This window comes from Cognatishimia maritima, assembly GCF_900129685.1.
Lineage (GTDB): Bacteria > Pseudomonadota > Alphaproteobacteria > Rhodobacterales > Rhodobacteraceae > Cognatishimia > Cognatishimia maritima.
This window is the reverse complement of sequence record NZ_FQWM01000008.1, coordinates 41,168-53,112: the sequence shown is the minus strand read 5'-3', so window position 1 is coordinate 53,112 and position 11,945 is coordinate 41,168. Positions and strand designations below refer to the sequence as shown.

Genomic DNA, 11,945 nt, shown 5'->3' with positions numbered 1-11,945 from the left:
CTTAGAAAGACGTGGCCAGCGCCAGTATCTTCTCGCAAGAGTTCAGGTTACGGGCCGTTTTTACGTCTGCAGTCAGATACTTGTCCAGTTTTTCCGCCGCTTTGGAACGGCCAAAGCCATTTGGCGTCGCGAGGTAGAAGACATCACCATCAAGGTGGAAGCTTTCTCCGCTGGTGCAAAACTGTTGCAGCCCATCGCGATCTAGCGTCACGTGACCGTCTAGAAAGACAATGTGCAGAAACTTTTTGTCTGGCACGTCAAACGGCGCCTGCGCGATGGCACTCCCAAGTGCATCAACGGTCAGGGCGATGGCCCCGGGTCGAAAACCAAAATGCGTGTCGATCACATCTTGCACATCGGTTTTGACCGCAACCTTGGCTTTGTCACTTTGCAGCACCACATTGCCTGACTGGATATAGGTTTTTGCCCCTGTATACCCTGCCTCCGCAAGGCGCAGACGCAGGTCGGCCATGGGCAATTTGCCTGCCCCGCCGACATTCACGCCGCGCAGCAAGATGATGTAGGTCTGCACTGTCATGCCCCTGCCCTAGCACGTCTTTGCCACGGGCCGAAGGGCTTATGGCAGGCTCAGGTATTTTGGCTGCAACACAATCACCGTCGGGCGATCCGGCAGCGACGCGATAGACACCTCCAGCGCATGCGCGCCTTCGTCCTGGATGACATAGCTGTCTGACATATCGAATAGGAATTGGTTCAAGGTCCCTGTGCCAAACCAATGCATTGGAATGACGATAGAGGCTTTTAGTCGGGTCAGCACTCGTTTCATCGACGGCAAATCCAAGGTGCGCCCGCCATCGACGGCCGCCATCACCACGTCCAACCGTCCCAGCGCTGCATATTGGGCATCATCGGGTTCGTGATGCAGGTGACCAAGGTGGCCAACACAAAGCCCCGCCGCTTCGAACACAAAGATGGAGTTGCCATTGAGTTCTATCCCAGACCCGCGCCGAATATCGGTGGGCACATTGCGCACCAGAAGGTCTCCGACTGTCAGATGATACTCCGCGCCGGTCACGCCATCCCCCCAGCCTTCCAGTGCATGCGGGATGGCCGGGTCTGGAAAGGGCGTCCAGTGACTTTCGTGGGCGTGGTTCATTGTGACAATGTCGGGCAGAAAGGGTGCCGGACCGATAAACCCGGTAAAGTCGGTCACGGCCGAAACCCCGCCTTCGGTCAGCAGCAGAAAGGCTGCGTGGTTGATATAGCGAATGCGGATACTGTCCTGCGCGACCGGGTCATTGAAAGCCGCTTTGTGGATGAACTGTGCCCCCGGCATTGCGTCTGCAATCGCAATGCAGTGGCTGGGTTGTCGATCTTGGGCCATACTGGGCAAGGCCCAAGTCGCAGCAGAAAGAAAATAGAAGAATAGAACAAGAAACGCGCGCATGGGTGATCCTCCTTGGCGGAGGATAGCACAAAAACCGCGTTTCGGGATCAGCCCGCGTCGGTGCGTCCGCGTCGGTCCTTACGAAGCGAAGCATAAAGAACATGTGTGCGCCAGCGGCCGTTAATTTGAAGATAGCTTTGCGCAACACCTTCGTATTTGAAGCCGGATTTTTCCAGCAATCCCCGGCTGGCCGCGTTTTCAGGCAGGCAGGCGGCCTCAATACGGCTGAGGTCCAGTTGCACAAAGGCATAATGCACCATCGCCTCTATGGCTTCGCGCATATAGCCTTGGCGCGCGTATTTTTCACCGATCCAATAGCCGAGCGTGCCAGACTGCGCGGGGCCACGCCGGATATTGTCCAGCGTGATGGCCCCAAGGAGACAATCCTGCGCGCGATTAACAATGAACAGCGGCACAGCCGTCCCGCTGTTGATCGACCGCTGCGCCCAGTAGACCCGATTGGTGAAATTCTTGCGGCTGAGGTGGTCCTGCGCCCATTTCGGTTCCCACGGGATCAGAAATTCAGCACTGCTGTCGCGCAGCCACGCCCAGTCCCGAAAGTCAGAATGCACCGGCGGCCTGAGGGTCAGGCGCTCTGTCTCGATGCGGACTTTCTTTCGGGTCAGAAGCATTAGGCGGCGCGCCTCTCCTGCAGGCGCTCAAGCGCGGGAGCGGCAGAGACCGGACCATAAAGCGCCAGAGCTGCCGGGGCCGTAACAGCCATATGTTCGGCAAAGGCCCGCACATCGGCATTGGTGACCGCGTCGATCTTGGCAACGGTCTCTTCTAGGCCGGGCACCCTGCCCCAGATCGCAATCATACGAGCCAGACGTTCGGCGCGGCTAGAGGGGCTTTCCAGCCCCATCAGCATACCTGCCTTCATCTGCACACGTGCGCGTTCGATTTCCTTGGCGGACATGTCTTCGGCAGCACGTTTCATCTCATCAATCGTGATCTCGGCCAGATCGGCGATTTGCTCACCAGAGGTGCCCGCATAGATCGTGGTCATACCGCTATCGGCATAGGCCCCGGTAGAGGCGTAGATCGTATAGCAGAGACCCCGCTTTTCGCGCACCTCCTGGAAAAGGCGCGAGGACATACCGCCCCCGAGCGCGACCGAATAGATCTGCGCGGTGTAGATGTCATCGTTGCGATAATCAGGGCTTTCCAAACCAAGCGCGAAATGCGCTTGCTCAAGCGATTTCTCCTGCCGGTATTCCCCGCCCGCAAAATGCGCGGGGCTGTCCACGAAGTCAGCACCGGGTGTCATGTGGCCAAACATCTGCTCGGCCAGTTTCACGATTTGGTCGTGGTCAACGCCACCGGCTGCAGCAAGCACCATACGTTCCGGGCCATAGTGCTGGCCAACGAAAGAACTTAGGTCTTCGCGGCCAAAGGCTTTCACACGTTCTTCCGGGCCAAGGATAGTCCGGCCCATCGGCTGATCCGGGTAAGCGCGTTCTTGCAGCCAGTCAAAGATCACGTCATCGGGTGTATCCAACGCCTGCCCGATCTCTTGCAGGATCACGCCACGCTCAACTTCGATCTCGCGCTGGTCAAAGACCGGGTTCAACAGGATGTCGCCAATCACGTCCATCGCCAGCGGCACGTCGTTCTTCAGAACACGCGCATAATATGCCGTGACCTCGCGGCTTGTGTAGGCGTTGATATAGCCGCCGACATCCTCAATTGCTTCGGCAATCTGCAACGCATTACGCCGCTCGGTACCTTTGAAGGCCATATGCTCCAGAAAGTGGGCAATGCCGTTTTGCTGTGCCAATTCGTGGCGGCCACCGGCGGTGACCCAAATGCCAACAGAAGCGGATTGCAGACCGGGCATATGCTCGGTCACGATGCGGAACCCGTTGGGCAGAGTGTGCAGATTTACAGTCAACGTGCGGCGATCCGGTCTTTGATAATGGTTTCCAAAAGCGCCAGTTGATTTGGCACTTTGCACTGGCGTTCTTCGCGTTCCATCAGGTCGGCCATATGCGGCGGTAGAACAGGGCGCGCGCCCATCGCTTCCTCAACAGCATCCGGGAATTTGGCAGGATGTGCTGTGGCAAGCGTGATCATGGGTGTTTCTGTCGACAGGTTTTCATTCGCAACTTTTACGGCAACGGCGGTATGCGGGCAAAGCACTTCGCCGGTTGTGGCGTATTCCGAAGTGATTGTTGCCTTGGTTTCTTCTTCCGAGGCGCGACCACTGTCAAACTGCTCGCGCAGCCATTCCATCGCTCCTTGGCTGATGGTGAAAGAGCCGTCGGCAAAATCTTCCATCAGCTTCGACACCGCGTCGCCGTCTTTTTCATAGGCAAAGAACAGGGCCCGTTCGAAGTTGGAGCTGACTTGGATGTCCATAGACGGGCTGATCGAGGGTGTAACACCGGCCTTTGTGCAGGCACCGGTTTCCATGGTGCGGTGCAGGATATCGTTCTGGTTGGTTGCGATGACCAGCCGGTCAATCGGCAGGCCCATTTGCTTGGCAATAAAGCCTGCAAAGATGTCACCAAAATTGCCGGTGGGCACTGTAAAGCTGACCTTGCGGTGCGGCGCACCCAGCGAGACGGCGGAGGAGAAATAATAAACCACCTGCGCCAATACGCGCGCCCAGTTGATCGAGTTCACACCCGCCAGCTTCACGCCATCACGGAAGTCAAAATCGTTGAACATATCCTTCAGGCGCGCCTGACAATCGTCAAAATCCCCTTCGAGAGCCAAAGCATGCACGTTGGCGTCATCCGGCGTGGTCATCTGCTTGCGCTGAATGTCAGACACGCGGCCATGTGGGAACAGGATAAAGACATCGACGTTCTCTAGCCCGCGGAAAGCTTCAATCGCGGCAGACCCGGTATCACCCGAAGTTGCCCCAACAATGGTCACGCGCTCTTTGCGGCGTTCCAGTTCAAACTGGAACAGCTGGCCAATCAGCTGCATCGCGAAATCTTTGAAGGCCAGTGTTGGGCCGTGGAACAGTTCCAGCAGGTAGTGGTTTGGCCCCATCTGCACCAAAGGTGCACGTGCCGTGTGGCGGAACCCTTCATAGGCGCGCGCAATGATGCCTTTGAATTCTTCATCCGTGAAACAGTCGCCAATGAAGGGCTTCATCACGTGAAAGGCGATATCTTCGTAAGACTGGCCAGCCAATGCAGCGATGTCATCTTGTGACATTGTCGGGATTTTTTTCGGTACATATAGGCCCCCGTCACGGGCAAGACCGGTCAGCATCGCTTCGGCAAAGCTCAGTTCTGGGGCGTTCCCTCGGGTAGAGATGTATTTCACGGCGTTTAAACCTTTTCTCGTGTGCGCATGCGGCGCAGGTAATACAGCGTCATGCCGATCCAGACCAGAGCCAGTCCGAACCAAGTCACGGCGTATTGCAGGTGATCATTTGGGATGCCGGTCGAGGTGACTGGCATAGGGGTTATTTCAGGGGCAACGTCGATCTTGTCGCGTTGCACGATCAGGATCGGTTCTGTGTTCAGAATGGCAGACATGTCTGCGATGTCGCGGGCGAACCACGTGTTCCCAGATACATCATTTTCCGGCGTGTATTTGTTGCGTTCATTAGGCCACAATAGATTGCCGACAATGGTCGCCGTCACAGGGCTGCGCTCGGCATTCTTGGCTTCGGGTTTTACCCAGCCACGGTCCAACAACAGGCGTCGGCCTTCTGCGGTCTCAAAGGCAGTTACGATCCGGTAGATCGCGCCGGTCTGTTTACTGGAGGCAAGAACGTGTAGTTCCGGTGTTTCGGTCCGCCCTGTTGTCACTACGGGTAAGTATTCGTCACCCTCTTCGGTTGGGGCAGTCGGCACAGCGACAGGCGCGTCCACAATTTTTGCATCGATCCGGGCGAGTTCCGCCTCTTTCCACGCCAGTCGATCCACCTGCCAAAAGCCCAGCTTCAGCAGAATAGCTGTGCCGACAATGCCAAAGAACAGAGGAAGAAAAAGACGACGCACGATGCGGGAGGCCCTTCAAAGACGAAATCGCGGCGAAGGCTTCGCCGCGACTTGCAATATGCTTATCTGGTCAAAAGGTACAAGCCCAAGGCTTGGTCTTACTGACCCCAGATGTAGACAGCCGCAAAGAGGAACAGCCAGACCACGTCAACAAAGTGCCAGTACCAAGCCGCCGCTTCAAAACCCACGTGCTGAGTTGGTGTGAAATGGCCGCGCATCAGGCGCATCAAGCAGACGAAGAGGAAGATCGTACCGATCACAACGTGCGCACCGTGGAAGCCGGTCGCCATAAAGAAGTTCGCAGCATAGATGGACCCAGAGAACCCAAAGGCCGCGTGGCTGTATTCGTAAGCCTGCAGAATGGTGAAGAACACGCCGAGGACGATCGCAATGATCAGGCCCCATTTCATGTCTTTACGGTTGTTTTCATGCGCCAAAGCATGGTGCGCCCAAGTTGCGGCACAGCCAGAGCACAGCAGGATCAGCGTGTTGATCAGCGGCAGGTGCCAAGGGTCAAAGGTTTCGATACCTGCTGGCGGGAACACACCATCAACCATTGGGCTGTCTGGGCCCATTGGGTAGATCGCATGTTTGAAGAAGCTCCAGAACCACGCCGCGAAGAACATGACTTCGGACATCACGAACAGGATAAAGCCGTAGCGCAGACCGATTTGAACCACTTTGGTGTGGTCGCCTGTTTGGCCTTCTTTGGTCACTTCGGACCACCAAGCGAACATGACGTACAGAACGCCAGCCAGGCCAGCCAGGAACATCCAGGACCCCATGTCCTTGAACATAAGAACTGCGCCAAACAGCATAAAGAAGCCGAAAACCGCGCCCAATAAAGGCAGGATCGACGGCGGCAGAATGTGATAATCGTGATTTTTAGCGTGCGCCATGTGGAATTATCCCTCGTTGGAGGTTTCTTTAGTTTCTGTTTCTACAGCCAGTCCCTGTTGGGTCAAGGCCGCTGTGTCTTCGGGGAGATCGATTTCATAGAACGTATAGCTCAAGGTGATTTCCTTGACGAATTTCGCGTCTCGGTCCTCAACGATCTCGGGATCAACAAAGAAGGTGACAGGCATATCAACCCGCTCACCCGGCATCAGCACCTGCTCTGTAAAACAGAAGCAGTCAATTTTCGAAAAGAACCCACCAGCCTCATAGGGGGCGACGTTATAGCTCGCCTGCCCGGCAATTGGACGGTTGGTTGGGTTATAGGCCTCGTAGAACGCCAGACCGGTTTCGCCGATCTTGACTTCCATTTCCAATTGATGCGGTTTGAATTCCCACATCATGTCTTTGTCCTTAGAAGCGTCAAACTTGACCTTGATGGTCTTGTCCAAAATGACGTCCGATCCGGCGTCCGCTTCTTGCGTCACACCGCCAAACCCGGTGACGCGGCAGAACCAGTCGTAAAACGGCACAGAGGCATAGGCCAAGCCGCCCATCACGACGACGACACTTGCCAATTGCAGAACGGTTTTTGCGTTCTTATCCATTCGTCGCCCCCTGCTGAACCGACGCCGGTTCAAAATCACCGCGGGTGACTTTGACGACCGTCAAACCCAAGAGCAAAACAACAAATGCGGCCAGGGCGAGCGCAACCCCAAGGTTGCGGCCAAAACGACGTTTGTGCAGTTCGTGCTGTTCAGGAAAGTTCATCTTTACCAGCCTCCCAGTCCGTAGGGGGCAAGCGCAACTTCGGCGAGGATCGCGCCGAAATGCAGGAAGAGATACAGCAGTGAGAATCCGAAGAAGCTTTTCTCGCGCTTATGGTTGTCCGCTTCGCATTGCGCGTCAGAGCGACGCCAGATTGAAACCGCGCCTGCCACAAAGATCGCGTTCATCACCACGGCCACGGTCAGGTAGATCCAACCACCAATAGAGGTGAAAGCCATGCTGACAGCAATCGCAGCCAAAAGCAGCGTGTAGACAAGAATGTGGTTGCGCGTCACGGCGCGGCCGTGGGTCACGTGCAGCATAGGCACGCCCGCATCCTTGTAGTCAGATTTCATAAACAGGCACAGCGCCCAGAAATGCGGGGGTGTCCACATGAAGATCAGCGTGAACATCAAAACGCTTTCGACAGACACGCCGCCCGTGACAGCCGCCCAGCCCACCATCGGAGGGAAAGCCCCTGCTGCGCCACCGATCACGATGTTCTGCGGTGTCCAGCGCTTTAGCCACATGGTGTAGATCACCACATAGAAGAAAATCGTAAAGGCCAGCAGCCCTGCCGCGAACCAGTTGGTCGCAAGGCCCAGCATCACGACAGACATCACTGAAAGCGTCATTCCAATCGCAAAAGCTTCTTCGCGGGTCACCTTACCGGAGGGGATCGGGCGGGACTTGGTGCGGGACATGACCTGATCAATGTCAGAGTCATACCACATGTTCAGCGCACCAGAGGCGCCGCCGCCGATGGCAATGAACAGGATCGCGCAAAACGCGATGAACGGGTGCACGCCGCCCGGGGCAGCCAAAAGGCCCACCATGGCAGTGAACACCACCAAAGACATCACACGCGGCTTCAAAAGAGCGAAGTAATCCCCAAAAGAGGCCTCGTTCTCTGGCACTTGTGAATGAATGCTGGCGTCGCTCATCATGTGTCCTGTTCAGGTGGAAGGGAGGCCCTTCCGCGCGGGTCAGATCGGGCGCGGCTGACGCGCCCGGTCACTATTTAGTTGGCAGATGCCACTTGGAAAGTTGCTGCAACCGTGCCGTTTACAGCCAGTTCGTCCTGTGCGGACTGAACCCAGGCTGCAAAGGCTTCTTTGCTCACAACTTCAACAGTGATCGGCATATAGGCGTGATCTTTGCCGCAAAGTTCAGAACATTGACCGAAGTACACGCCTTCTTTTTCAGCTTTGAACCACAGCTGTGCCAGACGGCCAGGAACCGCGTCCTGTTTCACGCCAAAGGCTGGGATCGTCCAAGAGTGGATCACGTCATCTGCGGTGACGCCCATAACAACCACAGTATCGATTGGAACAATCACGCGGGTGTCGGTTGCCAGCAGGAATTCGTCTTCCTCATAGCCCGCTTCAACCAGCTTTGCGCGCATCGCATCGTTCAGCTTGAACGCTTCGATATCGTCATCGCCTTCGCCCAAGGTCGCAGGGTGGCCCAGCATATAGCTGTCAAATTCCAGTTCCTGTTCTGGGTATTCGTATGTCCAATACCACTGGTGGCCGGTCACTTTGATGTAAAGCTCGCCCTCTGGGATTTCCTGTTGTTTGAACAGAACAGGCAGAGAGAAGGCACCGATGAACACCAGAACAAGGATCGGACCAACGGTCCAGATGATCTCGATCGGGGTGTGGTGTGTGAATTTTGCAGGGGTCGGGTTTGCGCGCTGGTTAAAGCGCACCATGCAGATCACCAGCAAAATCGCCACAAATGCAACGATGGCAAAGATGATGACGTTGATCATGCTGTCCAGTGATTGAATATCACGAGACAATTCGGTGACTGCCGGCTGAAAGCCCAGTCCTTTGTCGGTTGGCTTGCCGAGATGCTCAGCATCCTGAGCGATGGCGGGTAGAGCGGAGAAAGCTGCCCAGAGGCCCATGAGGGTCGAAAGAATTCGCATGTGTCACCCTGATCGGTTGCGTATTTGGTCGTATCTGCGGGGAGATTCCGCAATGAAAACGGAATCCCGTTGTTTTGTCGGTGCTATGAACCATATTCTGAGGCGCAGATAAAGGAATATGCTTGCGTCAAACAGACGCTTTTTTGATTTATATCAAAATTCCTCCCGATTTTTGTCGGGCCCAGATTGAGAATTCCAAGGCAGGAGCGCCCCATGCAGAGCAAATTCGACCCATTTGAAACAACTCTGGATGAGGGGACAGCCCTTAAATTGCTGCGTGAAGCCACCGCAGGTGCTGAGGACGGCGAAATCTTTTTGGAACGACGCCGCTCTGAGGGGTTGGTGTTTGACGATGGCCGCATCAAGACAGCCAGCTACGACGCCTCCGAAGGATTCGGCCTTCGCGCGGTCAACGGCGAAGTCGCAGGCTATGCCCATTCCAGCGAAATCTCCGAGGCCGCATTGAAACGCGCCGTGGCAACAGCGCGGCTGGCGGTCGGCGATGGCGGCGGTTTATATGCCGACAGCCCGCAGCGCACCAATCGCAAGCTTTACACCGACGAAGACCCGATTGCAGGCGCGCCCTTCCCTGTCAAAATCGAAACCCTACGCGAAATCGATGCTTTTGTGCGCGATTTGGATTCGCGGGTTGTGCAAGTCAGTGCCTCGATGGCGGCTTCGATCCAAGAGCTGGTGATCCTGCGTCCGGATGGCACTCGGATTATGGACACACGTCCGATGACACGCCTGAACGTGTCGGTGATTGTCGAAAAAGACGGTCGCCGTGAAAGTGGCAGCGCTGGCGGTGGCGGGCGTCTAGGCCTTGACGGTTTGATTGACCCGAAAGACTGGCAAGCCAAAGCGCGCGAAGCGCTGCGGGTTGCGACCGTCAACCTCGACGCCATCCCTGCCCCCGCCGGTCAGATGGAAGTGGTGCTTGGCCCCGGCTGGCCCGGCATTTTGCTGCATGAGGCCGTCGGTCATGGCTTGGAAGGCGATTTCAATCGCAAAGGCAGTTCGAATTTCTCTGGCCGCGTCGGCGAGCAGGTCGCCTCAAAAGGGGTGACGGTGGTCGATGATGGCACCATCCCCGACCGTCGCGGGTCTTTGACGGTGGATGATGAAGGCACGCCGTCTGGCAAAAACGTCCTGATCGAGGACGGAATTTTGAAAGGCTATATGCAAGACCGCCAGAACGCCCGCCTGATGGGTGTCACGCCGACAGGAAACGGACGGCGTCAAAGCTATGCCCACGCCCCTATGCCGCGCATGACCAATACCTATATGGCGGGTGGCGACAGTGATCCGGCCGATCTGGTCGCGTCTTTGAAAGATGGCATCTATGCGGTCGGCTTTGGCGGCGGTCAGGTCGACATCACCAACGGTAAATTCGTCTTTTCCTGCACCGAGGCCTATCACGTGAAAAACGGCAAGGTTGGCGCGCCGGTCAAAGGCGCGACTCTGATCGGAGACGGTGCCACTGCGATGATGCAGATCAAAGCCTTGGGCAATGACATGGCGCTTGATCCGGGCATGGGCAACTGCGGCAAAGCAGGACAATGGGTGCCAGTGGGCGTGGGGCAACCTACTGTTTTGATGGGTGGTCTGACCGTGGGTGGGTCGGCAACCTAACGTCCTTTACGGCCCATTAACCAACGCGACCCATAGTGGCTCTGCACTCTGGCGGAGCCACCTATGACGGACATTCCTTTTTCGACGGACCACCCCCAACTTGCGCCCAAGTCGGACGAGGACAAGCTGTTGTGGCTCCGCCTATTGCGGTCGCGTCGGGTGGGGCCAACGACGTTCTTTCGGCTGCTAAGCGAACACGGGTCAATCGCTGCGGCCTTTGCTGCTTTGCCCCAGATCGCGGCAGAGGCAGGCGTGAAGGACTATCAGCCTTGCACTGCAAGTGACGCGCAAACAGAAATGACCAATGCGCTGCGAGCTGGGGCAAAGCCCCTGTTCTATGGCGCACCCAACTTTCCCAAACCGCTTTATGATCTTGCAGACCCGCCGCCCCTGCTTTGGGCAAAAGGAAACCTTAAACTTTTGTCCAAACCTCAGATAGCGCTTGTTGGCGCGCGCAATGCGTCATCACTCGGCATGCGGATGTCACGCGACTTGGCGGTTGGCTTAGGCAGCGCAGGACATGTGGTGGTCAGCGGGTTGGCACGCGGCGTGGACACGGCAGCGCATCAAGCAGCCCTAAAAACCGGGACAATTGCCGTCTTTGCGGGCGGCGTCGATGTCACCTACCCGGCTGAAAACAACGCGCTGGCCGCGCAAATCGCCGACTGCGGCGTGATCTTGTCAGAACAACCGATGGGCATGCCCCCACGATCCCGCCATTTCCCGGCCCGTAACCGGATCATATCAGGCCTTGCGCGTGCTGTGGTAGTTGTTGAAGCGGCAGTGAAGTCAGGCTCTATGCTGACTGCGCGCGACGCATTGGATCAGGGACGAGAGGTCTTTGCCGTGCCCGGTCACCCAATTGATGCCCGTGCCTCTGGCTGCAATCTTTTGATCCGCGACGGGGCCACCCTAGTGCGCTGTGCGAAGGATATCTTGGATGCACTTGCACCCCTTTCAGACAGCGACGCGGCCCAGACACAACAATCATTCAATCTGCAACCCACCGGCCCTGTCTCAGAAGCCGCAATGGAGCCGCCGCCTGTCAAACCAATCCGCAAAAAAGCCGCTGCTGGGCAGGATACATCAAACACACAAACCCTGATCTTAGAGCGGATCGCCGACGCCCCAACTGACGAAGACCGTTTGATTCGCGATTTGCGCATCCCAGCGCATCAAATGACCGCTGCCTTGGTCGATCTGGAACTGGCGGGGCAAATTTCTCGGTCGGCGGGCGGAATGCTAAGCCGTCGATAACAGCCCTACGGGCTCTCGCAATAACTTTGATGAAGAATGCAGCCGCGCCACCCCGTATCGCAGTGCAGTTTTTCCTAATCATTGACAT

13 protein-coding genes are annotated in these 11,945 nt (G+C 56.6%); 2 read left to right on the top strand and 11 right to left on the bottom strand.

Annotated features, from left to right (window positions below; genetic code table 11):
• Position 1: 1 nt before the first annotated feature.
• The 11 genes from BUA39_RS14630 to coxB all read right to left on the bottom strand — a co-directional run bounded on the left by BUA39_RS14630 (position 2) and on the right by coxB (position 8,968).
• Complete coding sequence (locus tag BUA39_RS14630; RefSeq protein WP_084605017.1) at positions 2 to 538, bottom strand: DUF1697 domain-containing protein; 537 nt, start codon at positions 536 to 538, stop codon at positions 2 to 4.
• Between the two features lie 39 nt (positions 539 to 577).
• The gene (locus BUA39_RS14625) at positions 578 to 1,408 is read right to left on the bottom strand and encodes an MBL fold metallo-hydrolase (RefSeq protein ID WP_072793961.1); all 831 of its coding nucleotides are present in this window, start codon (positions 1,406 to 1,408) and stop codon (positions 578 to 580) included.
• Positions 1,409 to 1,455: 47 nt separating this feature from the next.
• Positions 1,456 to 2,040 carry a GNAT family N-acetyltransferase gene (locus BUA39_RS14620; protein WP_072793960.1) on the bottom strand — a complete coding sequence of 195 codons (585 nt, stop codon included), beginning with the start codon at positions 2,038 to 2,040 and terminating at the stop codon, positions 1,456 to 1,458.
• The gene (locus tag BUA39_RS14615; protein WP_072793959.1) at positions 2,040 to 3,302 is read right to left on the bottom strand and encodes a M16 family metallopeptidase; all 1,263 of its coding nucleotides are present in this window, start codon (positions 3,300 to 3,302) and stop codon (positions 2,040 to 2,042) included. The genes BUA39_RS14620 and BUA39_RS14615 overlap by 1 nt, the downstream gene beginning before the upstream one ends.
• Entirely contained in the window at positions 3,299 to 4,690 is a 1,392-nt protein-coding gene (gene thrC / locus BUA39_RS14610) for a threonine synthase (protein ID WP_072793958.1), read from the bottom strand. The genes BUA39_RS14615 and thrC overlap by 4 nt, the downstream gene beginning before the upstream one ends.
• A gap of 5 nt (positions 4,691 to 4,695) precedes the next feature.
• Positions 4,696 to 5,373 carry an SURF1 family protein gene (locus BUA39_RS14605; RefSeq protein ID WP_072793957.1) on the bottom strand — a complete coding sequence of 226 codons (678 nt, stop codon included), beginning with the start codon at positions 5,371 to 5,373 and terminating at the stop codon, positions 4,696 to 4,698.
• A 98-nt stretch (positions 5,374 to 5,471) separates the two neighbouring features.
• The gene (locus BUA39_RS14600; protein ID WP_072793956.1) at positions 5,472 to 6,272 is read right to left on the bottom strand and encodes a cytochrome c oxidase subunit 3; all 801 of its coding nucleotides are present in this window, start codon (positions 6,270 to 6,272) and stop codon (positions 5,472 to 5,474) included.
• 6 nt (positions 6,273 to 6,278) lie between these two features.
• Positions 6,279 to 6,875: a cytochrome c oxidase assembly protein gene (locus BUA39_RS14595; protein ID WP_072793955.1), complete on the bottom strand. Its 597-nt coding sequence runs from the start codon at positions 6,873 to 6,875 to the stop codon at positions 6,279 to 6,281.
• Positions 6,868 to 7,038 carry a hypothetical protein gene (locus BUA39_RS16850; RefSeq protein ID WP_165610533.1) on the bottom strand — a complete coding sequence of 57 codons (171 nt, stop codon included), beginning with the start codon at positions 7,036 to 7,038 and terminating at the stop codon, positions 6,868 to 6,870. The genes BUA39_RS14595 and BUA39_RS16850 overlap by 8 nt, the downstream gene beginning before the upstream one ends.
• A 2-nt stretch (positions 7,039 to 7,040) precedes the next feature.
• Positions 7,041 to 7,979 carry a heme o synthase gene (gene cyoE, locus BUA39_RS14590; RefSeq protein ID WP_072794048.1) on the bottom strand — a complete coding sequence of 313 codons (939 nt, stop codon included), beginning with the start codon at positions 7,977 to 7,979 and terminating at the stop codon, positions 7,041 to 7,043.
• Between the two features lie 77 nt (positions 7,980 to 8,056).
• Positions 8,057 to 8,968: a cytochrome c oxidase subunit II gene (gene coxB, locus BUA39_RS14585; protein ID WP_072793954.1), complete on the bottom strand. Its 912-nt coding sequence runs from the start codon at positions 8,966 to 8,968 to the stop codon at positions 8,057 to 8,059.
• 213 nt (positions 8,969 to 9,181) lie between these two features.
• Here coxB and tldD point away from each other — a divergent pair, with 213 nt between their 5' ends.
• Positions 9,182 to 10,600, top strand: a complete 1,419-nt coding sequence (gene tldD, locus BUA39_RS14580) for a metalloprotease TldD (protein ID WP_072793953.1) — start codon at positions 9,182 to 9,184, stop codon at positions 10,598 to 10,600.
• Between the two features lie 63 nt (positions 10,601 to 10,663).
• A complete protein-coding gene (gene dprA, locus BUA39_RS14575; RefSeq protein WP_072793952.1) occupies positions 10,664 to 11,857 on the top strand; it encodes a DNA-processing protein DprA in 1,194 nt (397 codons plus the stop codon).
• Positions 11,858 to 11,945: the final 88 nt, after the last annotated feature.